This is a genomic window from Halosimplex aquaticum, from assembly GCF_028747785.1.
Lineage (GTDB): Archaea > Halobacteriota > Halobacteria > Halobacteriales > Haloarculaceae > Halosimplex > Halosimplex aquaticum.
Window position 1 is genome coordinate 3,157,844 of the sequence record NZ_CP118158.1, and the last position, 20,155, is coordinate 3,177,998.

22 protein-coding genes and 1 pseudogene are annotated in these 20,155 nt (G+C 71.8%); 10 read left to right on the forward strand and 13 right to left on the reverse strand.

The window, feature by feature from the left end; all coding sequences use genetic code 11:
* Positions 1 to 170: 170 nt before the first annotated feature.
* From PSC72_RS15815 to PSC72_RS15840, 6 genes and pseudogenes are all read right to left on the reverse strand, one after another.
* Positions 171 to 1,320 (reverse strand): annotated as a pseudogene (locus PSC72_RS15815) (DUF373 family protein).
* 120 nt (positions 1,321 to 1,440) lie between these two features.
* Entirely contained in the window at positions 1,441 to 2,523 is a 1,083-nt protein-coding gene (locus PSC72_RS15820) for a mannonate dehydratase (RefSeq protein ID WP_274322386.1), read from the reverse strand.
* Between the two features lie 105 nt (positions 2,524 to 2,628).
* The gene (gene sppA, locus PSC72_RS15825; protein WP_382261867.1) at positions 2,629 to 3,618 is read right to left on the reverse strand and encodes a signal peptide peptidase SppA; all 990 of its coding nucleotides are present in this window, start codon (positions 3,616 to 3,618) and stop codon (positions 2,629 to 2,631) included.
* 145 nt (positions 3,619 to 3,763) lie between these two features.
* A complete protein-coding gene (locus tag PSC72_RS15830; protein WP_274322388.1) occupies positions 3,764 to 4,546 on the reverse strand; it encodes an MBL fold metallo-hydrolase in 783 nt (260 codons plus the stop codon).
* A 112-nt stretch (positions 4,547 to 4,658) separates the two neighbouring features.
* On the reverse strand, positions 4,659 to 4,925 hold the full coding sequence (locus PSC72_RS15835; RefSeq protein ID WP_382261868.1) for a DUF7521 family protein: 267 nt from the start codon (positions 4,923 to 4,925) through the stop codon (positions 4,659 to 4,661).
* Positions 4,926 to 5,016: 91 nt separating this feature from the next.
* Positions 5,017 to 5,361, reverse strand: coding sequence for a winged helix-turn-helix domain-containing protein (locus tag PSC72_RS15840; protein WP_274322390.1), 345 nt, complete (start codon positions 5,359 to 5,361; stop codon positions 5,017 to 5,019).
* A gap of 211 nt (positions 5,362 to 5,572) precedes the next feature.
* Between PSC72_RS15840 and PSC72_RS15845 the strand changes: the two genes are divergently transcribed.
* Positions 5,573 to 5,932 carry a hypothetical protein gene (locus PSC72_RS15845; RefSeq protein WP_274322391.1) on the forward strand — a complete coding sequence of 120 codons (360 nt, stop codon included), beginning with the start codon at positions 5,573 to 5,575 and terminating at the stop codon, positions 5,930 to 5,932.
* 12 nt (positions 5,933 to 5,944) lie between these two features.
* Here the strand turns inward: PSC72_RS15845 and PSC72_RS15850 are convergent, their stop codons facing one another.
* Both PSC72_RS15850 and PSC72_RS15855 read right to left on the reverse strand, forming a co-directional pair.
* Positions 5,945 to 8,065: a CheF family chemotaxis protein gene (locus tag PSC72_RS15850; RefSeq protein ID WP_274322392.1), complete on the reverse strand. Its 2,121-nt coding sequence runs from the start codon at positions 8,063 to 8,065 to the stop codon at positions 5,945 to 5,947.
* A 114-nt stretch (positions 8,066 to 8,179) separates the two neighbouring features.
* The gene (locus PSC72_RS15855; protein WP_274322393.1) at positions 8,180 to 9,586 is read right to left on the reverse strand and encodes a signal recognition particle protein Srp54; all 1,407 of its coding nucleotides are present in this window, start codon (positions 9,584 to 9,586) and stop codon (positions 8,180 to 8,182) included.
* A 128-nt stretch (positions 9,587 to 9,714) separates the two neighbouring features.
* Here PSC72_RS15855 and PSC72_RS15860 point away from each other — a divergent pair, with 128 nt between their 5' ends.
* From PSC72_RS15860 to PSC72_RS15875, 4 genes are all read left to right on the forward strand, one after another.
* A complete protein-coding gene (locus PSC72_RS15860; RefSeq protein ID WP_274322394.1) occupies positions 9,715 to 10,959 on the forward strand; it encodes a potassium channel family protein in 1,245 nt (414 codons plus the stop codon).
* A 2-nt stretch (positions 10,960 to 10,961) separates the two neighbouring features.
* A complete protein-coding gene (locus PSC72_RS15865; protein ID WP_274322395.1) occupies positions 10,962 to 11,522 on the forward strand; it encodes a magnesium transporter in 561 nt (186 codons plus the stop codon).
* Between the two features lie 37 nt (positions 11,523 to 11,559).
* Positions 11,560 to 12,129, forward strand: a complete 570-nt coding sequence (locus tag PSC72_RS15870) for a magnesium transporter (RefSeq protein ID WP_274322396.1) — start codon at positions 11,560 to 11,562, stop codon at positions 12,127 to 12,129.
* Positions 12,130 to 12,213: 84 nt separating this feature from the next.
* Positions 12,214 to 12,435, forward strand: coding sequence for a hypothetical protein (locus tag PSC72_RS15875; RefSeq protein ID WP_274322397.1), 222 nt, complete (start codon positions 12,214 to 12,216; stop codon positions 12,433 to 12,435).
* On the opposite strand, the gene PSC72_RS15880 is transcribed toward PSC72_RS15875, so the two are convergent.
* Entirely contained in the window at positions 12,432 to 13,400 is a 969-nt protein-coding gene (locus tag PSC72_RS15880; RefSeq protein ID WP_274322398.1) for a 5,10-methylenetetrahydromethanopterin reductase, read from the reverse strand. The genes PSC72_RS15875 and PSC72_RS15880 overlap by 4 nt on opposite strands.
* Positions 13,397 to 14,221: a coenzyme F420-0:L-glutamate ligase gene (locus tag PSC72_RS15885; RefSeq protein WP_274322399.1), complete on the reverse strand. Its 825-nt coding sequence runs from the start codon at positions 14,219 to 14,221 to the stop codon at positions 13,397 to 13,399. The genes PSC72_RS15880 and PSC72_RS15885 overlap by 4 nt, the downstream gene beginning before the upstream one ends.
* 184 nt (positions 14,222 to 14,405) lie before the next feature.
* On the opposite strand from PSC72_RS15885, the gene PSC72_RS15890 reads away from it, so the two are divergent.
* The 3 genes from PSC72_RS15890 to PSC72_RS15900 all read left to right on the forward strand — a co-directional run bounded on the left by PSC72_RS15890 (position 14,406) and on the right by PSC72_RS15900 (position 16,432).
* Complete coding sequence (locus tag PSC72_RS15890) at positions 14,406 to 15,242, forward strand: inositol monophosphatase family protein (protein ID WP_274322400.1); 837 nt, start codon at positions 14,406 to 14,408, stop codon at positions 15,240 to 15,242.
* Positions 15,243 to 15,370: 128 nt separating this feature from the next.
* Positions 15,371 to 16,036, forward strand: a complete 666-nt coding sequence (locus PSC72_RS15895) for a helix-turn-helix domain-containing protein (RefSeq protein ID WP_274322401.1) — start codon at positions 15,371 to 15,373, stop codon at positions 16,034 to 16,036.
* Between the two features lie 60 nt (positions 16,037 to 16,096).
* On the forward strand, positions 16,097 to 16,432 hold the full coding sequence (locus PSC72_RS15900; RefSeq protein WP_274322402.1) for a DUF7344 domain-containing protein: 336 nt from the start codon (positions 16,097 to 16,099) through the stop codon (positions 16,430 to 16,432).
* A gap of 53 nt (positions 16,433 to 16,485) precedes the next feature.
* Here PSC72_RS15900 and PSC72_RS15905 read toward each other — a convergent pair whose 3' ends face one another.
* The gene (locus PSC72_RS15905; RefSeq protein ID WP_274322403.1) at positions 16,486 to 16,974 is read right to left on the reverse strand and encodes a metallophosphoesterase family protein; all 489 of its coding nucleotides are present in this window, start codon (positions 16,972 to 16,974) and stop codon (positions 16,486 to 16,488) included.
* A gap of 121 nt (positions 16,975 to 17,095) precedes the next feature.
* Between PSC72_RS15905 and PSC72_RS15910 the strand changes: the two genes are divergently transcribed.
* Complete coding sequence (locus PSC72_RS15910; RefSeq protein WP_274322404.1) at positions 17,096 to 18,499, forward strand: NUDIX domain-containing protein; 1,404 nt, start codon at positions 17,096 to 17,098, stop codon at positions 18,497 to 18,499.
* Positions 18,500 to 18,512: 13 nt separating this feature from the next.
* Here PSC72_RS15910 and PSC72_RS15915 read toward each other — a convergent pair whose 3' ends face one another.
* Positions 18,513 to 18,884 carry a hypothetical protein gene (locus PSC72_RS15915; protein WP_274322405.1) on the reverse strand — a complete coding sequence of 124 codons (372 nt, stop codon included), beginning with the start codon at positions 18,882 to 18,884 and terminating at the stop codon, positions 18,513 to 18,515.
* Between the two features lie 126 nt (positions 18,885 to 19,010).
* On the opposite strand from PSC72_RS15915, the gene PSC72_RS15920 reads away from it, so the two are divergent.
* Positions 19,011 to 19,328, forward strand: coding sequence for a hypothetical protein (locus tag PSC72_RS15920; RefSeq protein ID WP_274322406.1), 318 nt, complete (start codon positions 19,011 to 19,013; stop codon positions 19,326 to 19,328).
* Between the two features lie 6 nt (positions 19,329 to 19,334).
* Here the strand turns inward: PSC72_RS15920 and PSC72_RS15925 are convergent, their stop codons facing one another.
* Entirely contained in the window at positions 19,335 to 20,081 is a 747-nt protein-coding gene (locus PSC72_RS15925; RefSeq protein ID WP_274322407.1) for an MBL fold metallo-hydrolase, read from the reverse strand.
* Between the last annotated feature and the right edge of the window lie 74 nt (positions 20,082 to 20,155).

The window sequence follows — 20,155 nt, forward strand, 5'->3', positions numbered from 1 at the left end:
AAAACATGGGTGAAAAAGGCCGAACTCGCGCTTCGCGCGAGTTCGGGGAACCGCGCGCCTGCGGCGCCGGATGCTCAACACGACCGGCAGAGTGAACAATCGCGGTGGCGCGCGCTGTCGCGGCGTTCGTGCCGCGACGGAGCCGCGCGAGGTCTTCGTGAACGGAGCATCTAGTCGCTGCCCTCGCGCTGGTGAGCGAACTCCTGTTCGACGGTGGTGCCGCTGAAGTAGGCGGCGAAGCGGACGCCGGCGAGGCTCACGAGGACGCCGGCGAGGATGAACAGGGCGAGGCGGGCGCCCGGGGGGAGTGATCTCTGCGCCCTGGAAGGCGAGGGGGCCGACGTCGAACGCCGGGATGTTCAGCGCCCTCTCCTTCTCGGCGAGTTCGAGGAAGTACGCGGAGAACCCGCGGACGACGAGGCCGACGGCGACGGCGCCGAAGGGGAGGTTGAGGTAGGCGCTGCGGACGCCCTCGCGGCGGATGAGTTCGTCGAGGAGGCGGCCGGTGCTGGCGGCGAGCGCGGCGCCGGTCAGCCAGGGGATGGCGTCGAAGGCGAAGCGGCTGGCGAGGACGAACGGGCCGACCCCCCCGGCCGCGGAGACGCCGATCACGCCGGCGAAGACGCCGACGAGCGAGAGGCCGGCGGCGACGACGTAGGTGACCAGGGCGACCTGGCCGGAGTACAGCGCCTCCTGTATCTGGCCGGGGAGCGCGGCGAGGTAGGCGTCGACGCCGAGGCCCTTGTAGAGGAGGAACAGGCCGACGACGGCGACGATGGCGCCGGTGGCGACGCCGGGGCTCGTCACGGACCACAGGACCGGGTAGGCGATGAGCGCGACGCCGAGCGGGACGAGGACGGTCTTGCGCAGTTCTTCGTCCGCGAGGAACTGCTTGAGGAGGTAGTACGTCGACTCGATGTCCCTGGCCTGGCGGACCACGACGCGGTCGACGGCGTCGACGGTCAGCCGCGACTCGACGATGGGGACGAGGCGCTCGTCCTCGGCGCTGTCGACGACGACGACGGCCGAGTCGGGGTCGTAGTCGTCGATGAGCCCCTCGACCTGGCGGGCGATGGCCCTGTCGGCACTGATGGTGTCGTCGGTGCCGGCCAGCACCGCCACGACCGTCTCGTCACCGCCGGTATCGAGGTCGCGCGCGACGCGGAGGGCTTCGAGCAGACAGTTGACCTGGCTGTCTTCCGGGTCCTCGACGCCGACGTCGACGACGAGGGACTCGACGGCGTCCCGGCCGACGACCGGGGGGTCCGTTCCCGTCACGAGGTCGCCCGCGCGATCGATACAGACGACCAGCGTTGTCACAGTTCGAGGGAAGCGACCACGGGATAAAAATCCTCGCGACCGTTCGCGCCGGATCCGTCGCGTGCGGACCGCCGCAGGGCGGCCGGATCGCTCCGATGTATCGCCGCGTTCGGCCCGGGACTACGACCCCGAGCGCTCGTCGCGGACGGTGTCGACGACGCCGCGGAGGTAGCCGACGGTGAACCCGCGGGCGCGGTGGCGCCAGTCCGTGTCGCCCTCCATCTCGGGGACGTGGTCGGGGACGACCACGCCGTCGAAACCGACCTCGTGGAGCGTCCGCACCGCCGCGACCGTGTCGAAGTTCCCCTCGTCGACGAACGTCTCGTGGAACTGCGGCACCGTCCCCACGACGTCCCGGAAGTGGACGAACACGATGTCGTCGCGCTCGCCGAACGTCCGCAGGACCTCCGTCACGTCCTCGCCCATCTGCGAGAAACAGCCGAGACAGAGTTTCAGGCCGTGGCTGTCGCTCGGAACGAGCTCCATCGCTTTCTCGAAGTTCTCGACGTTGCGGAACAGGCGGGGGATCCCCCCGAGCGATTCGAGGCTCGGCGGGTCGACCGGGTGCAGCGCCAACTCGACGCCCGCCTCCTCGGCGACGGGGAGGATCCGTTCGAGGAAGACCTCGTAGTTGTCCCAGAACTCCGCCTCGGTGTACTCGCGGTCGAGGCCCGGTGCGAGTTCGTGGGGGTCGTCGATCTCGTCGAGGTCGAACGCAGTGCCGACGGCGCCGCCGCGGATCTCCACGGGGTCGGTCCGCATCGGGACCACCCCGCGGGGGTTCCACTGGTAGCCCAGGATGGGGACGTCGGCCTCGCCGAGATTGCGGACCAGCCGTTCGATCTGGTCGAGTGCGTCCTCCTTGCCCTCGCGGTCGAACATGATGTCGCCGTACAGCGAGTAGGGCAGCGACTGGATGCCGGCCAGCCGGAGGCCGTGGGACTCGACCTGCTCGCGGGCGGCGACGAGCTCCTCGACGCTCGGGATCGAGTCGGGGCCGACGGCGACAGTGTGGGACGCCTCGCGGTCGTTGAACTCGTCGGGCTCCTCGTCGGTGTCGGCGTGGTCGACGAACACGTCGGTGGCGCCGAGCTGGCGGAGATACCGGAGCCGCTCGTCAGAGAGGTTCCGGCTGCGGACGCCGACGCGGACGTTCGCGCCGTCCCCGTCGGGCTCGTCGTCTCGCTCGCGTGGCTCGCTCATACCCGGACGTGGACGGGACCGGCAAAATACTCACCGGCCGCGGTCGAACTCGCTCGGATCGGCGCCGGTCGGATCGGCGTCGACGTGGCGGCGGGAGTCGAGTCGCTACCGGCGAAAGCGCAGCCCGTCGGCGTCGCCGTCGAGTGCGCCGGCGAGGCCGGCACCGAACGCGTAGGTCACCTGCTGGGCGCCGAGTCGGACCCGCTCGCGCAGCGGACGGGTGGGCTCGAACTCCCGGACGACGACGGGCTCGTCGAGGCGGTCGGCGAGGCTCGCCTCCACGTCGTCCCGGGTCCCCAGGTGGTCGACGAGGTCCCGTTCGAGCGCGTCGGGGCCGAGGAAGACCCTGGCCTCGGTTTCCTCGACGGCCTCGCGGTCGAGGTCGCGGCCCTCGGCCACGGTGTCGACGAACTGGTCGTAGTAGTCGTCGACGAGGCCCTGCAAGTACTCGCGCTCGCGCGGGTCGAGTTCCTTCAGCGGCGTCCCGGCGTCCTTGTACTCGCCGGCGGTGAACCCCTCGTAGGAGAGCCCGAGGCGGTCGGCGAGGTCGCTGGCGTTGACCCGCGAGCCGATGACGCCGATGGAGCCGACCAGCGTGCCCTCGCGGGCCCAGATCTCGTCGCAGCCGGCGGCGATGTCGTAGCCGCCGCTGGCGCAGACGTCGGTCGCGTAGCCGACGGTCGGCCCGTCGAAGGCCTCGGCGGCCAGCCGGATGTCCTCGCTGGGGACGATCTCCCCGCCCGGGGTGTTCAGCTTCACCAGCAGCGCCTGCGCGTTCGGGTCCGCGTCGGCGCGCTCGATCTGTTCGACCACGTCGTCGGCGCTCGCGCCGACCGCAGGCCCGGGGACGCCGCGATTGCTCTCCCGGGCGATCGGCCCCTCGACGGCGACCTCGGCGACGGTGTACGGCGTGACGAGCGACCCGGCCAGCCGACTGCCGACCCACAGCGCGACGAGGGTGACGGCCGCGACGACCAGTACGCCCGCGAGGTCGAGTATCGACCCGGGATAGCGGACGAACGCGTACCACGCGCCGACGAAGCCGACGGCGCCGACCAGTCCGGTGACGAGGAGCGGGACGACGGTCCCCTCGATCGTCCCGACTGACTCGCTGTCGTTCGATGTACTGCTCACTGAAGTGCCTCCGTGCGCGCACTCGCCCGGTCGCGGGGAAAGTCTGTCGGCGGGCTGGCCGGCGGGCCAGCGGGTCGTCTTTCACACCGCCGGCGTCGGATCCGGCTCAGAACGCCGCGTGATCGAAGTCGCTCCAGACCTCGTAGTCGGTCAGTTCGTCGAGGTCGCCGGTGTGGCGCTCCAGCATGTGCTCGGAGACGTTCGTCATGACGACCCGGTCGGCGTCGAACCGCTCGGCGCTCTCGCGCAGGGTCTCGGCGTCGCCGTGGAACTCCGCGCCCAGCACGGAGCCGTCGAAAAAGAGCAGGTCCGCGCCGGTGCAGTAGTCGGGGACCGACTCGATGCTGTCCACGTCGGGCGCGTAGACGACGGTCGTCCCCTCCGCGGAGAGGGCGTACCCCTGGGTCGGGAAGGCGCGCGTTCCGTGGTCGACGTCGAAGGCGCGGACGGTGAACCCCGGCTTCCGAATCTCCTCGCCGGGGTCCAGCGGCTCGTACCGGACGTGGTCGAGGATGTGCGGGAAGGTGTCCTCGGTGAACGTCCGGACGGGGCGACTGCCGTAGACGGAGATGTCCTTGCCGAAGGTCGGGTGGTCGAACTCCTCCTCGTTGGCGACGTGGCGATCCATGGCCGCCTGGTTCAGCTCGTTGATGCCCCAGTAGTTGTCGAAGTGCGCGTGCGTCGCGAAGAAGGCGTCGACCTCGTAGACCTCCTCGCGGTGGAGCTGCGACGCGATGTCGGGGCCGATGTCGAGGACCACCGTCCGCCCCGCGGCCTCGACCAGGACGGCCGGGCGCCGGCGGCGGTCGCTCTCGGCGCAGTACTCGCAGTCGCAGAGCGGGGCGGGGACGCCGACCGCGTCTCCCGACCCCATGAGGGTAACGCGCATGCCCACGTTTGGGCCGACCGCCCGAAACCCGTTTCGTCTGTCACTCTCCGGACGTATTCCCTCCCCCCGACTCTGTCGGCTCGGCAGCGCCGTCCCGCGCCGCCGCGCGGTCTCACGGTTCCATCCGGAGCGCGTAGATGATACAGAGGAGGCCGGCGACCTCGAACGCCTGGACGAGCGCCTGAACCTCGAGCAGGGGGATGCTCGGGATCAGGAGCGCGGGAACCGAGAACAGCAGCGGGACGCCCATGATGACGATGAACCCGACAGCGATGAACAGCATCGGCCGGCTGTCGTTGCGGCGGTAGCCGCGGTAGGCCTGGTAGGCGATGAACAGTCCCAGCAGCGCGCCGGTGAACTCCGAGAGCTGGACGACCAGTTCGGCGGTGTCGTCGGGGCGGCTCCCGATCTGGAGGGCGAGGTCGGTCCCGGCCGCCGCGAGCGGTCGGGCGAATGCGACGCCGACCACGCTACATCCCCTCGACGAGGCGGGTGAACCGGTCCGCCATGTCCTCCCCGCGGTCGATCTCCAGAGCGAAGGATCCGTCCCGGAGTTCGACAGTCACGCGCCGGAGGTTCGGCGCGTACACCTTGCGATGGTGGCCGTCACCCGGATCCGGCTCGGTTCGCTCGACGACCAGATCGCAGTCCCGGAGGCGCTCCAGGCGGCGGTAGATCGTCGGGCCCGACGCGTCGCAGCGCTCGGCGAGTGTGCTGGCTGACATGGGTCGTTGGCTCGTCTCGGTGAGGATGGCCCGCGCCGTCTCGTCTTCGAGGAGGCCGGCGACGGTCTCCAGATCGGGGTCCTCACTCACGGTGGCGGCTACACGACCACCGCGCTTATAAACCCATCCGGGACTTCACGCGCTGAAGTGCTGCTGGTGGAACGACGTGTGGTCGACCCGTCTGTCCGATCGTGACGACGCACCCCGCTCTCCGTCGACCGCTCGCATCGCCCGCCGACCGCCCTGACCGCCCCGAACGCCGCGGACGGGAGTTCGTCACGGACGCGGGGGTGAACCGCCCGTGAGCGCCTCCGTCGCTCGCGGACTTCGCCCGCGCTGGACCGACGTGACGGCGCTGGCGCTCGTGGCACTGACCGTCGCGGTCGCGGCGGCGGCGCTCCCACGGCTCCCGGCGGAGATGGTCGTCGGCTGGCACGTCGGGCTCGACGGCCGCCTCTCACGGACGATCGGTCCGCGCGTGCTGGGCGTCGCGCTCCTCCCGGCGCTGTCGGTCGCCAGTTACGCGGCCCTCCGGACCGCCCGAGCGCTCGTCTCGCTCGATACTCCCCGCGACAGGCGGCTCTACGACGCGCTCGTCCACCTGCTCCTGGCGTCGCTCTGCGCCTGCCAGGTCGCCGTCGTCGCCGCGAACCTGGGGTGAGCGCCCGGCTGTTCAGTCGTTGACGGCTTCCAGGCGGTCGCCGACGACGAGGCGCCCCGTGGCGGTCAGCCCGGTGTCGTCGGGGTCGGTCCCGGTGACCAGGCCCTTCTCGTCGAGGGAGGCGAGTTGGGACCGGAGCACCTCCTCCTCGCGGGCGAAGGCGGCCGAGAGATCGACTCCCTCGCCGATCGAGTAGAGGGCGACGAGCACCTCCTTCTCGCGGTCGGGGATCGCCAGCGCGCGCGCCTCGTCGAGGCGGTCCTGGTAGTCGCGGCGGACGAACCGCTCGAACAGCGCGAGGGTCCGCGTCGAGTCGCTGCCGACCAGCGAGGTGACGGCCTCGCCGTCGACGAACTGCTGGACGGCGAGGGCGGGTCGGCGCTCCCCGTCGACGGACTGCTTGGTGCGCTCGACGTGGAGCACGTCGTCGAGGTCGACCGAGAGGATGGTTGCGTCGGAGCCGAGGGGCGTGAACCGCACCCGGTCGCGGTCGAGGTACAGCATGCCCGGCGTCGCCGACTCATCGGTGACGCGCCCGCCGACCCGCGCCGGGTGGGTGACGCTCATCCGGGAGACGTGCAGGGCGTTGCGGAACAGCGCGAGCCAGAAGTCCCACTTGCGGCCGGGGTCGAGTTCGACGACCGCCACCTCGTGGTCGTCGCCCCGGCGGACGACGACGCCGAGCGCCGAGTCGAACGGCACGTCGGTCGCCTCGTCGACGTCCGGGATCACGTCGACGACGCTGTCGAGCGAGAGCAGATCGAAGGCGACGCCGTCGCCGGTGAGGTCGCCGCCGGTCGCCGGGGAGACGAGCAGCAGTTCGTTCTGGCCGAGGACGACCTGCCCCTCGACGGGGTGGCCCTCTGCCACGCCCGGCGTGACGAAGTGCGTCCCGACCCGGGCGACCAGCGGCTGGGTCACCGCCTCCTCCACGGTCGTCGGCTCGGCCGAGCGGGCGTCCTCGCCGGCACCGACTCCCCCTGCGGGAGCGCGCGCAGCGGACTCGGCGCTGGCTCCGTCGGCGGCGGTATCGAGCGGCGTCGGCTCGGCAGGCGGCCCCTCGCCGGGGTCGGCCGCTCCGCTCCAGTCGCCGTCGACGGTGGGCGCGACGGGCTCGTCGCCGTCGGCGCTCTCGCTCTCGGGGCGCAGCGACGCGTCCTTGCGCCTGACCCAGTCGCGGAGCGCGGCCATGTCCTTCGCGTCGGCGCCGGCCGACCGGGAGTACTGCCCGCCCTCGGGGTCGGCCTGCTCGGCCGTCTCGTGCTCGTCGGGGTCGTAGTCGAACCCGTCGGGGACGTGGTCCGGCCGCGGGTTCCGCACGCGGCGGCCGGCCTCGTTCTTCGCCCGCTCGAAGCGGGCGTCGGGGCCGTAGTCGGCGGCGTCGAACGGCTCCCGGGAGAACGGCGCGGGGTCGCAGACGATGGGGAACGTCCGCGCCGGTTCGGCCGGCGGGACCTCCGGCCCGACGGCCCCGCGGTCGAACGCGCTGTAGACGGCCGCGCTCGTCCGCTGGCCGGCGTAGCGGACGAACGCCTCGGCCGGTTCCCGCTCGTCCAGCCCCAGCATGTTCCGGACCGAGGTCGCGTCGAAGCCCGCCTCCGCGAGGAACCGGCCGCCGGTCGCGCGCAGGACCTGCGGCGTCAGCCCGTCGGGGTCGATCCCCTCCGCGGCCGCCGCGGTCTCGGTGACCAGCTCGCGGACGGTCGTCACGTCCCCGTCGAGGTGGTCGACGTAGTCGAAGAAGGTGGCCAGCACGGCGGTGATCCGCTCGGACCAGCCGAACGCGACGGTCCGCGCGCCGGCCTCCGCGTGGGGCGACCACTGCTCGGTGCGGAGCACGGTTTCGAGCGGGCGCTCGTCGCCGGTGGCCTGGCGGGCCCTGGCCGAGGCCCAGCACGTCGGACAGGCGCAGGGGTCGAGCGCCGGCACGCGGAGTTCGCCGCGCCCCCAGTCGATCCACCCCTCGTGGCAGTGGACGATCTCGTCGGGCCGCAGGCCGAGCCGGCCGGCCAGCAACACCGTGTAACACCGGCCGAGCCGCCGCTGGACGCTCTCGGCGGCGAGCGCGCCCCGGTAGAGCGAGTAGAACGCCCCCGGATCGAGCGTCCGGTCGAGCGGCGGCCAGTCGGACATACGCACCTCCGTGCCCCTGGCTGACATATAGCTGTTACCGGCGCAGTTTCAGGAGTGAGAACCGGACGCGACGCCGCTCGCGGGCGAGGAATCCGTCGCCGAGGGCGGCCGAGATTAGCCGAACGGGCCGCCACCGCCGCCCATACCGCCCATGCCGCCCATCCCGCCACCGCCGCCACCGCCCTGCATCTGCTTCATCATCCGCTCCATGTCGGCGTCGCCCATGCCCTGGAACTGGTCGAGCATCTGGCGCATGGCGTTGTACTGTTCGAGCAGTTCCCGCACCCGCTCCTCGGGCTGACCGGCGCCGCGAGCGATGCGCTCGATGCGGCTCTTGCCGACGGTGCGGGGGTTCTCCAGTTCCTCCTCGGTCATCGAGTCCATGACGACCTCGAAGTCCTTGAGCCGCTCCTGGGTGACGTCCATCGCGTCGTCGGGCAACTGGTCCATGAGCCCGCCGCCGAGGCCGGGGATCATGTCCATCACCTGGTCGAGCGGCCCCATCTTGTTCATCGTCTCCATCTGCTTGCGCATGTCGTAGAGGGTGAACTTCCCCTCCATCATGTCCTCGGGCTCCCAGTCGTCCTCCTCCTCGCCCGTCTCCTCCATCGCGCGTTCGACGCGCTCGGTGAGCTGTTTGAGGTCGCCCATCCCGAGCAGCCGGGAGATGAACCCCGACGGCTCGAAGCGCTCGATGTCCTGGACGGTCTCGCCGGTCCCGAGGAAGGCGATAGAGGAGCCGGTCTCGTTGACGGCCGCGAGGGCGCCCCCACCTTTCGCCGTCCCGTCGAGCTTCGTGATGACGACGCCGTCGATGCCGATGGAGTCCTCGAACTCCTGGGCCTGGTCCTTGGCGGACTGGCCCATCGCCGCGTCGAGGACGAGCAGGTCCCGATCCGGCTGGACCTCCTCCTCGATGTCCTCGATCTGGTCGATGAGCTCCTCGTTCAGGCCGTCGCGGCCGGCGGTGTCGACGATGCGGACGTCGGCGTCGGAGACTTCTTCGAGGCCGTCGCGGGCGATCTTCACGGGGTCGTCGGCGTCGGGGTCGCCGTAGAAGTCGACCTCGGCGCGCTCGGCCATCTCCTTGGACTGGTCGTAGGCGCCGGGCCGGTCGGTGTCGGTCTGGATGATCGCCGGGCGCAGGCCCTTCTTGGAGAACCACCACGCCATCTTGGCGGCGGTGGTGGTCTTCCCCGACCCGTAGAGGCCGGCGAGCATGATCGTCTGCGATTCGAGCGGGAGATCGGTCGACTCGCCGACGAGGCCGACGAGTTCGTCGTAGACGACGCGGAGGACCCAGTCGTGGGCGGAGGTGCCCGCGGGCGGCTCCTCCTCCAGGGCACGGGTCTTGATGCTGTCCGACAGCTCCATTACCAGGTCGACGTCGACGTCGGCCTGCAGGAGCGAGCGCTGGATGTCCTTGACGACCTCCTCGACGTCCTCCTCGGAGATGCGGGACTGTCCCCGGAGGTCGTTGAGCGTGCTCCGGAGCGACGTGCCCAGATCGTCGAGTACCATTTGCCGCCGAGTACGCGACCGGTCCGTTAAAGGCTTTGTACTCCCGGGGGCGCGGTCGTCCCGCAGCGACCGCGCACCTGGCTCACCGAAGCGCACACGCATAAGGCGCTCGCGGCCGGAGTACAGGTATGAACGGCCGCGACGGCGACCGCGTGGAGTACGAGCCGGTCAGCGTCAAGGAGGTGCTCGGCGAGATGAAAGACATCGCCGAGCTGCTCATCGACCTGTCGTACTCGTCGGTCCTCTTCGACAGCCGCGAGCTCGCCGCGGAGGTGCTCGAACTGGAGTCGGAGATGGACGTGCTCCAGTTGCGAGCGCGGATGAGCCTCGTGATGGCCGGGCGCTCGCCCGAGGAGGCCGAACAGCTGGCGCCCATCTTCGGCATCGTCGGCGCCGCCGAGAAGATCAGCGACGCGGCCGGCGACGTCGCGAAGGTCGTCCTCGACGACGTGGGGCTGCCGACGGCGCTGCGGGCCTCGCTGCCCGACCCCGTGGAGACGCTCGCCCGCGCGGAACTCGCCGCCGACTCGGCGTACGCCGGCCGGACGCTCGGCGCGATCAACCTGGAGACCGAGACGGGCGTCCGCGTGCTAGCGATCCGCCGCGGCGACGACTGGGTGCTCAACCCCGACCGGGAGACGACGCTGCGGGGCGGCGACGCGCTGCTCCTGCGCGGCCCCGACGACGGCGTCCAGGGCGTCTACGAGACGGTGACCGGCGAGGCCTTCGAGCACCCCGAGGCCCCGGAATCGCCGATCGAGGACCTCGACCGCGCGGTCGAGACGGTCGTCCTGATGAAGAACATGAGCGAACTCGCGGTCGACCTGGCCTACGGGAGCGTCCTCTTCGACGACCCCGAACTCGCCCGGGAGGTGAGCGAACTCGAAGTCGAGGTCGACGCGCTGCAGTCGCGCTTCGAGGCGTGGGCGCTCCGGGCGGCCGCCGAGGTAGACGACCCGGTGACGATCCGCGGGCTGCTCCACATCGCCGCGAGCACGGAGGTGATCAGCGACGCCGCCCTGGAGATTAGCGAGGGCGTCCTCCGCGGGCTGGGCAGCCACCCCGTCGTCCAGGCGGCGGTCGAGGACTCCGACGAGATACTCGTCAGCGTCGCCGTCGAACCGGGGAGCGACCTCGACGGGCAGACGATCAGGGAGGAGGCGCTGCGCACCACGACCGGGATGCTCGTCATCGCGATCCGACGCCAGACTGACGAGAACGGCGAGCCCAGCGGGGCCGGCGGGTCGAGCGATGACGGCGAGACCGACTGGCTGCTCACCCCCGACCCGGGGACGACGCTCCGCGGCGGCGACACCCTCATCGCGAAGGGGACGCGCACCGGCGCCGAGCGGCTGCGGGGCCTGGCCGGCTGACCATGGCGGACGACTGGTCGGTCGCCGGAATCACCCGGCGACTCTTCCCGATCCTCGTGGTGCTGACGCTGCTCGAACTGGTCGGCGGGCTCACGCTCGGCTCCTTCGAGGCGACGCTGCGGCGATACCCGTCGCTGCTCGTGCTCGTCCCCGTGACGATCGGGACCGCGGGGAACCTCGGGAGCGTCCTCTCGGCGCGGCTGTCGACCGCCTTCCACCTCGGGATACTATCCTTCGACCCGACCGACGACGAACTCCTCGGGAACACGATAACGACCGTCCTGCTCGCGGTGACGGTGTTCCCGGTCGTCGGCGCCGGCGCGTGGGCCGTGGCGCGCGCGACCGGCGGCGCCCGGCTCCCGGTCGAAACCGTCGTGATCGTGGCGTTCGCCAGCGGGCTCGTCCTCGCGGTGCTCGCCGTCGCCGTCACGGTCGTCGCCGCCTACGGCGCCTACCGGTTCGAGGCCGACCCCGACGACGTGGTCATCCCCGTGGTGACGAACGTCTGCGACGTCCTCGGCGTGATCGTCCTGTTCGGCGTCGTCCAGGTGATCGTCGCGTGATCCGGGCGCGCCGGCCGCGCGGAGGTGACTGCCCGCCGTGTCGCTGAGAGATACGATCGTCGAAGGGTATCGGGGGGCGCTGCCGACGCTGCTGGTGAGCGCGCTCGGCGGGCTGCTGGCCGGGGGGATCCTCGGCGGGATGGAGGCCGAACTCGAAGCGGTCCCCGGCCTCCTGGTGGTCGTGCCGGCGTTCCTGGCGATCCGCGGGAGCGTCTACGGGTCGCTCGGGTCGCGGCTGTCGAGCGCGCTCCACCAGGGGCTGATCGAACCCCGCTTCGCCCCCAGCGACCGGCTCGTCGGCGCGATGGCCGCGGCCCTGCTCAACGGCCTGGCGGCCAGCCTGGTCGCCGCGGTGCTCGCGTTCGGCATTCTCACTGCGCTCGGCCGGCGTGTCGCCCCGCTGGCGACGCTCGCGCTCATCGCACTCGTCGGCGGCGCGCTCGCCGGCGTGGTGCTGATCGCGGTCATCGTCGCCGTGGTCTTCGGCGGCTACCGCCGCGGGATGAACCCCGACAACCTTGTCGGCCCGACGGTGACGACCGCCGGCGACATCTTCGGGATGGCCGCGCTGTACGTGGCGACCCGCCTCGCGCTCGCGGTGGCCTGATCCGGGACCGAACGCTCGCCGCCCGCGGGCCGGGGGCGACTCGCACACGAAACCTCGAAGTACGGGGGGTCCAAAGAGTCGCGCATGGCAGACCTCGCAAGTTCGGCGACGGAGCTGGTCAACAGTATCATCGAGATGCCCGGCCACTTCCAGGAAGTCGCGATGCACGACCCGCTCAGCGCCGTCCTGCTGGCGCTCGGTGCGCTGTTCGTCCTCGCCCCGAGCGCGGTGATGGGCTACCTCTCGCTTGGCGCCTTCTTCTCGCTGTTCTCGATCGAGAGCTCGCCGCCGCCGGAAGCCCGCTAGGCCGGGACGACGTCGCCGAGTAACTCGATCGCTCGCTCGACGTCCGGACCGAGCGGCGCGGCGGCGACGAAGCTGTCCGCGCGTTCGAGCACCGCCTCGACCTCCCGTTCCACGTCCTCGGGCGTCCCCGCGATGCAGAAGGCGTCAAGCATCGCGTCCGTGACCCGCTCGGCGGCCTCCCGGAACTCGCCTGCCGAGACCGACTCGCCGACCGCCGCCGCCCGCTCGCGGTCGATGCCGTGGCGGTCGAGCACCGGATCGGGCGCGCCCGCGGCGACGAACGCCACCGGGAAGCGCGCGGCCTCGCGGGCCGCCGCGCCGTCCTCGGCGACGCTGACCGAGGCGTAGGCCGCGAAGTCGAAGTCGCCGCGGTCGTCCGGTCGCTCGGCCAGCCCCTCGGCGACTCGCTCGCTCGCCCACTCGTAGTCGCGGGGGTGGGCGCCGTTGAACAGCACGCCGTCGGCGTGTTTGGCCGCCATCCGGGTCATGTGCGGCCCCTGCGCGCCGACGTAGACCGGGATCTCCCCGGCGTCGTAGTTGAGGCCGGCGTCGGTCGCCTCGAAGGTGCCGTCGTGGTCGACGCGTTCGCCCGCCCAGAGCCGCTCGGCGACCTTGAACGTCTCCAGCACGCGCCGGAGCGGGCGGTCGGGGTCGATGCCGAGGTTGGCGAGCGTCGAGGGGTCGCCGGGGCCGATCCCGAAGACGCCGCGGCCGCCGCTGTACTCGTCGAGGGTCGCCATCCGCGAGGCGAGCGTCACCGGGTGGGTCTCGTAGGGGTTGGCGACGCCCGGGCCGACGAGAACGTCCTCGGTCGCCCCCGCGATGGCCGTCAGCGCCGCGAACTGGTCGCGGTTGTTGTAGTGGTGGCTGACGAACGCGGCGTCGAAGCCCGCGTCCTCCGCGGTGGCGCCGAACTCGGCGAGCGTCGAGACCGGGTGCTCCGGGGTGAGTTCGACCGCTCTCATCGATCCTCCCCGTCGTCTCGCTCGTCGTCGGACTCGTCGGCGTCTCCCGCGTCTCCGCCCTGCAGTCGGTCGCGGTCGTACTCCCACTCGCGGAGCGCGTCGCGGACGTAGTCGGCGTTCTCCGATCGGAAGAGCCCGTCGTGGGGTTCGTAGTCGCCGAACTCGAACCCGCGGACGACGGTGACGGGCAGCCCGTCGTCGCCCTCGCCGGTGAGGAGGTTGGCGGCCGCGGCGAGTTCGTCGACGACCGCCTCGACGGTGACGCCGAGTTCGCGGCCGTCGCGGTCGCGCTCGCCGCGCCAGTCGCGGGCGGCCGGCATGCCCGCCCAGCCGATAGCGACGCCGCGCTGGCCCTGCCGGAAGGGGCGACCCGAGGTGTCGGTGACGATCACCGGGACGCCGAGGGTCTCGTGGATCCGCTCGGCGCTGGCGGTCGGGTCCTCGGGGAGCAAGAGTAGATCCGAATCGGGTACGTTCGACCGGTCGATGCCCGCGTTGACGGAGATGTGGCCGAAGCGGGTGACCGCGAGCATGAGCGGTTCCTCGGTGAGCAACTCCCGGCTCTCCTCGACGACCGCCTGGGCGAAGCGGGGGTCTTTCGCCTCGCCGGCCAGGTCGCCGATGCGCTCGGCGATCCGTTCGGCCTGCGGACCGGGGTCGAACTCGCTCAGGTCGGCCTGGCGGCCCTCCGCTTTCGAGACGATAGAGTGCGAGACACAGACGACGTCGCCCTCCCGCAGGTCGGCGCGCTCGGCGATCAGCTCGCCGACGTCGTCGCCGGGGCGGACTTCGGGGATGCCCTCGACCGCGAACAGTTCCATACCCGCCCTGCGGTACGCCCGGGCAAAAACACCCCGCTACGAGCAGGCTTCGCCCGGACCGGTGACAGGCGACGCCGGGACTCTCCTCGCTCGCCTCGTCCCGCGCCGGCGCCGCCGCATCCCGCGCCGCTCGCCTCGCACCGATCCGAAACGCTGGTAGTGGGCCGGCGGGACAGGATGCGGCATGACCGACGACCCCGCTGGTCGCGTGACCGACGCCGCCGCCGACGCCGCCGCGCTCGCCGACACCGCCGTCCGAGCGGTCGAGTCCGCCGGCGAGTACCTCCGGGACGCCTTCGAGGACGGCGGGACCCCCGCGGACTACACCGCCACGGACGTGAAAGCCGAGGCCGACCGCGAGGCCGAGCGGCGCGTCCTCGACGCCGTCACCGACGCGTACCCGGACCACCGGATCTCCGCCGAGGAGTCGGGAGACCACCCCGGCGACGGGGCGTATCGCTGGGTGGTCGACGCCCTCGACGGCACGAACAACTTCACGGTCGGCATCCCGACGTTCGGGGTCGCCGCGACCGCCTGCGACCGGCAGGGGCCGACCGGCCCGGAGGACGACCCGGTCGCGACCGCCGTCCACGTGCCCGTCCTGGACGACACCTACGTCGCCGAGCGGGGCGGCGGCGTCCGGTACAACGGCACCGGCGTCGAGGTCACCGACGGCGTCTCGCTCCCGCCGGAGAAGGCGACGGTCGGGCTGATCGTCGGGCCCGAGGTGGTCTCGGGCGGCGACGAGCGCCGCGAGTGGGAGGCGATCAGCGACGCCGTCGACCCCGTCTGCAAGCGGACCATCCAGTCGTGGGCGCCGGTGGTCTACTGGGGGCTGCTCGCCCGCGGGCAACTCGACGGGTTCGTCTGCTACTACCCCGCCGAACGCGAGCAGGTCGCCGGGGAGCTCCTCGCCCGCGAGGCGGGCGCCGTCGAGCGCTCTGACGGGCCGCTCACCGTCTTCGGCACGGACGAGGCGATCTGCGACGCCCTGTGGGACGCCGCCACGGGCGCGCTCTGAACGGATTCTACGCGGTCGCGGGGACTGGAGAATCTCACCCGCGAGGCGGCCGCTCACCGTCGTCCCCGGTATCACTGACCGCGAACCGGGCCGAAAGACTCATCGCACGGATCGATCTACGGGCCGCAATGAGTGTCGTCGGAGAGTTCACCGTGCCCGCCGAGGCGTTCGCGCTGGGCGAGTCCCTGGATGTCGACCCCTCTCTCACCGTCGAGTTCGACCGTCTCGTCGCGCACAGCCGCGACTGGATCATGCCGTTCCTCTGGGTGTCGGCGCCCGAAGACGCCTTCGAGCCGTTCGAGGAGGCGTTGGCCGGCGACCCGTCGGTCGAGGCGTTCGAGGCGACGGACGCGTTTCCCGGGGCGCGCCTCTACAAGATGACCTGGTGTCGGGAGGTCGCTCGCGTGGTCGACCTCGTGCTCGACCACGAGGGGGCGATCCTCGAAGCGACCGGCCAGTCCGGCGAGTGGCGACTGCGAGTCCGGTTCGGCGACCGCGAGCGACTGGGGCAGTTTCACGCCCACTTCAAGAACAGCGGGGACGTGGCGCTCCACCAGCTGTTCTCGCCGAGCGAACCACACAGCGGGACGTTCAACCTGACGCCGAAACAGCGCGACGCGCTCCTGGCCGCCTACGACGCCGGCTACTTCGAGACGCCGCGCGGCGCGACGGCGACGGAGCTGGCCGAGGGGTTCGGCATCTCCCAGCAGGCGTTCTCTCAGCGGCTCGACCGGGGGATCGACCGGCTCGTCGAAGACGCGCTCGTCACCGGCGACCCCGAAGGGGGTACTTGAACGCCTTCGGTATCTCACCGGTCGGCTTACCCGGAATCGTCGCCTAGATCGGAGAACTACATGCAAGACTCTCAGCGGACCCCGTCGGAACGGGACGCGCTGTTCGCGATCCTCGCCGACCCGCGTCGTCGCCGCCTGCTCGACGTCCTCGAAACGCGCGACCCCGGCGCTCGGATGGCGCTGTCGGAACTCGCCGACCGACTCGCCGCGGCGGAGGGATCTACGTCGGGCGAGCGCCGCCACGACGTCGCCGCCGCGCTCCACCACGTCCATCTCCCGAAACTCGACGACGCGGGACTCGTCGAATACGACCCGACGGAGAGGGTCGTCGAGGCGACTGAGCTCTCCGACGGCCGTTCGGATCCGGGAACCGACGTCCTCCTCACCGAGGACTGAGCGCCCGAGAGGGCCCCGTGACGCGACCGTGAGCGGATCGCCGATACCGGGTCTCAGCGCTCGTGAACCGTCACGTCCACGTCTCCGTCGGAGACCGTCGCGGTCATCATCGTCGCCCGGTCGGCGGGAGCCGCGCCGGTCGCGCTGCCGGGGTTCAGGATCCGCACCCCGCCGTGCTCGCGGTCGACGACCTCGTGCGTGTGTCCGGCGACGCCGACCCGGGGTTCGTCGGCTTCCTCGCGCACCGCGCGTGCCACCCGGTCGATCCAGCCGCGCTTGGAGCCGGCGCCGTGGGTCACCACGAACGTCACGCCCTCGAACTCGACGGCCACGCGCTCGGGCAGTCCCACTCGCGGGTCCGTGTTCCCGGCGACGGCCGTCAGGTCGCCCGCGAGGTCCTGCACGTCGGCGAGCGCGCTCTCGGAGTCGAAGTCGCCGGCGTGTACCACGTGGTCGGCCGAGCGGATCCGTTCGCGGAACTCGTCGGGGATCCGCCGCGCTCGTGAGGGGATGTGCGTGTCGCTGATGAGGGCGATTTCCATGCGCGGGGCTTCGACGGGCGCCCCCAAGTGGGTTTGCCCTGCGGAATCGCCGTCACCCGTTCCACCGCGCCGCGGCGACCCGGGGCCTCATGTCGACCGACGACGAACACGCACACGACCGATGTCCGGACGAACAGACGGCGACGGGGAACCGCGTGCCGACGGGGAACCGCGCACCGCCGACTGCGACCCGCCCGAGGCAACCGACGACGCGGCCGAGATAGCACCCGACGACCTCGTCGAGACGCACGTCGTCACGGTCTTTCTGCGGAACGACAGCGACGTGCTCCTCCTCGAACGGAGCGACGCGGTGGGCTCCTACAGCGGCCGATGGGGGGCCGTCGCCGGTCACGCCGAGGGCGGCCCGGACGCCGCCGCCCGAGAGGAGATCCGCGAGGAGACCCGTCTCGACCCCGGAACCGACGCGGCGCTCGTCCGGCGGGGCGACCCGTTCGCAGTCACTGACGCCGACCTCGGGACGCGCTGGGTGGTCCATCCCTACCTCTTCGACTGCGACACCCGGTCGGTCGACCCCAACGAGGAGACGGCGGCCTACGAGTGGGCGCCGCCGACCGCGATCCTGCGACGCGAGACTGTCCCGGACCTGTGGGCGTCCTACGACCGGGTGCGGCCGACGCCGGAATCGATCGCGGGGGACGGGGAGCACGGCGCCGCGTACATCTCAGTACGGGCGCTCGAAGTCCTGCGCGACGAGGCGGCCGTCGCCGTCGAACGCGGAGACGACCCCGGAGCGGCGTGGTCGGACCTCACGGCCGTCGCCCGCGACCTCCTCGACGCCCGCCCGGCGATGGCCGTCGTCGCCAACCGGGTCAACGGGGTCGTCCACCGCGCCGGCGAATCGGCGACGCCCGCGGCGCTCGAAGCCGCTGCCCACGAGGGTATCGAACGAGCGAGCACCGCAGACGGCGACGCGGCGGCGCTCGCCGCGGGCGAGATCCCCGACAGCGTCGCCTCCCTCTCCCGGTCGGGGACGGTCGCGAGCGCGCTCGAACGCGCGGACCCGGCGGAGGTGCTGGTCGCCGAGTCGCGGCCGGGCCGGGAGGGGGTCGAAACGGCCGAGCGGCTGACCGAGACGACGGACGCAGCAGTGACGCTGACGACGGACGCGGCGCTGGCCGACCGGTTGGCGGCGATGGGCGCCGACGCGCTCGTCGTCGGCGCCGATACGATCCTCCCGGACGGACGGGTCGTCAACAAGGTCGGGACCCGGGCCGCGGCGACCGCGGCGGCGAGCGAGGGGATCGACTGCCTCGTCGTCGCCGCGAGCGACAAGATCGCGCCGGAGCGCGGTCGCCCGGACGAAGCCGCCCGCTCCGTCGACCGCGAGGAGCGCGACCCCGCGGAGGTGTACGACGGCGACGCCGACCTGCGGGTCGCCAACCCGACGTTCGACGTGACGCCGGCCGACCGCATCGGCGCGCTCGTGACCGAGCGCGGCGTCCTCGACGTCGACGCCGTCGGGGAGGTCGCCGCCGAGCACCGCGCGCTGGCCGACTGGCAGTGAGGTCGGCGGGGCGTCAGTGGTCCTCGGAGACCGCCTCGGGGAGCGCCTCGCGGACGGGCTCCGGCGTCCGGTAGTCGCGGTACTCCGCGGCGGCCGTCACGCAGAGCAAGCCGCCGAGCAGGACGACGCCGGTGGCGTGGGAGTCGCCGACGTCGGCCCGGTCGAGGACGTTGTGGAACCAGAACAGGTTCGCCCACGCCGTCGCGTGGAAGTCGTGGGCGTACCCGCCGGCGGACGCGGGGAGGAACCGCCACGCGTCGGGGATCACGGCCCAGATCCCGCCGAGGACGACCAGCGTCCGCTGGAAGGGAATCCGCGGGAGGAGCGTCAGCGCGACGCCCGTACACGCCGCCCCGACGGCGAAGTGCGCGATAGCCAGTGACATCTCGAATACCTGTACGTTGGATGCCACGATATAACTCTCTGTCGGCACTCGTCCGGTCGCTCCCGCGGCGGTCCCGGGTCCGACCGGTCGCACGGCTTTTCATCGAGCGTCCCCTCGGTCCACGTAGTGACAGCGAGCGCGCCCACCGACGCGGTCGCCGAGCGGGTCGTCCTCCGCTACGCGCCCGCGACCGACCGCGTCACCGAGGAACTGGCGTCGCCGCGGTACAGCGCCTACCTCCGGAACGCCGAGGCCGGGCCGGTCGCCCCCGGCGACGCCTGGGAGCACTTCGTCAGCCGCGGCTGCGGCGCGACCCGCGACGTGACGCTCACGGTCGAAGCGGTCGAGAGCGGCGACCGAGTCGGGGAGGCGACCGAGTTCACGTTCGTCCCGGCGGACGGCGAAGACGGCGAGAGCGCGCCGGCACGGGACGGCGGACGCTAACCGCCGTCAGTGTTCGTCGAGCGCGACCGGGACGCCCGCTTCGGCCACGTCGGCGGCGAACGCCCGGGAGTCGGTCTCGAGCGTCGAGAACGTGTTGTAGTGGACGGGGACTACGAGTTCCGGTTCCATCGCGGCGGCGAGGGCCGCGGCCTCGTGGCGGTTCATCGTGAACCGCGGGCCGATCGGCGGGCAGAACACCGAGACGTCGACGTTCTGGTGCGGTCCGAGCGCGTCCGTGTCGCCGGGGTAGAGCACCCGTTTCCCCTCGACGGCGACGACGAAGCCGCAGCCGAACCCCTCGGGGTGGAAGGGGGTGCCGTCCGGGCGGGTGTGCGGGCCGTTCTCCTCGTTGTAGGCCGGGACCGTCCAGATGGGCACGTCTCCCACGGTCAGGCTGTCCGTGTCCCCCACCGTCTCGACGTCGTACGGGAGCGACGACAGCGGCGGGAGTTCGCGGTCCTCGACGCCCTCCTCGATGGCCTCGTACGCCACGATGGTCGTGTCCTCGCCGGCGACCCGCTCGACGCCGTCGGGGTCGTAGTGGTGGACGTGCGTGAGACAGACCACGTCGGCGTCCTCCGGCCGGTAGTCCTTCGCCGGCGGGTGGCCGATGCCCTCGGTGTCCGGCTCCCACTCGCCGGTGAGGACGCCGTACCGACCGGGGTCTGTGTAGACCACGGTGTCCTCGCCGGCGAAGCGGAGCGTGGCGTAGCCCAGCCACTCGACGGTGATCCCGTCGTGACGCACGGTCATTGCTCCCTGTACGCGTCCGAGCGCACATAAGTCGGGTGCTTGTCGGCCGGCCGAACGCGTATACGAATACAGAA

Coding starts and splice junctions, on each gene's coding strand:
- PSC72_RS15820 (WP_274322386.1), bottom strand. CDS start 2,523: ATGAGCGAGCCACGCGAGCGAGACGACGAGCCCGACGGGGACGGCGCG.
- PSC72_RS15830 (WP_274322388.1), bottom strand. CDS start 4,546: ATGCGCGTTACCCTCATGGGGTCGGGAGACGCGGTCGGCGTCCCCGCC.
- PSC72_RS15850 (WP_274322392.1), bottom strand. CDS start 8,065: ATGTCCGACTGGCCGCCGCTCGACCGGACGCTCGATCCGGGGGCGTTC.
- PSC72_RS15855 (WP_274322393.1), bottom strand. CDS start 9,586: ATGGTACTCGACGATCTGGGCACGTCGCTCCGGAGCACGCTCAACGAC.
- PSC72_RS15860 (WP_274322394.1), top strand. CDS start 9,715: ATGAACGGCCGCGACGGCGACCGCGTGGAGTACGAGCCGGTCAGCGTC.
- PSC72_RS15865 (WP_274322395.1), top strand. CDS start 10,962: ATGGCGGACGACTGGTCGGTCGCCGGAATCACCCGGCGACTCTTCCCG.
- PSC72_RS15875 (WP_274322397.1), top strand. CDS start 12,214: ATGGCAGACCTCGCAAGTTCGGCGACGGAGCTGGTCAACAGTATCATC.
- PSC72_RS15880 (WP_274322398.1), bottom strand. CDS start 13,400: ATGAGAGCGGTCGAACTCACCCCGGAGCACCCGGTCTCGACGCTCGCC.
- PSC72_RS15885 (WP_274322399.1), bottom strand. CDS start 14,221: ATGGAACTGTTCGCGGTCGAGGGCATCCCCGAAGTCCGCCCCGGCGAC.
- PSC72_RS15890 (WP_274322400.1), top strand. CDS start 14,406: ATGACCGACGACCCCGCTGGTCGCGTGACCGACGCCGCCGCCGACGCC.
- PSC72_RS15895 (WP_274322401.1), top strand. CDS start 15,371: ATGAGTGTCGTCGGAGAGTTCACCGTGCCCGCCGAGGCGTTCGCGCTG.
- PSC72_RS15900 (WP_274322402.1), top strand. CDS start 16,097: ATGCAAGACTCTCAGCGGACCCCGTCGGAACGGGACGCGCTGTTCGCG.
- PSC72_RS15905 (WP_274322403.1), bottom strand. CDS start 16,974: ATGGAAATCGCCCTCATCAGCGACACGCACATCCCCTCACGAGCGCGG.
- PSC72_RS15910 (WP_274322404.1), top strand. CDS start 17,096: ATGTCCGGACGAACAGACGGCGACGGGGAACCGCGTGCCGACGGGGAA.
- PSC72_RS15915 (WP_274322405.1), bottom strand. CDS start 18,884: ATGTCACTGGCTATCGCGCACTTCGCCGTCGGGGCGGCGTGTACGGGC.
- PSC72_RS15925 (WP_274322407.1), bottom strand. CDS start 20,081: ATGACCGTGCGTCACGACGGGATCACCGTCGAGTGGCTGGGCTACGCC.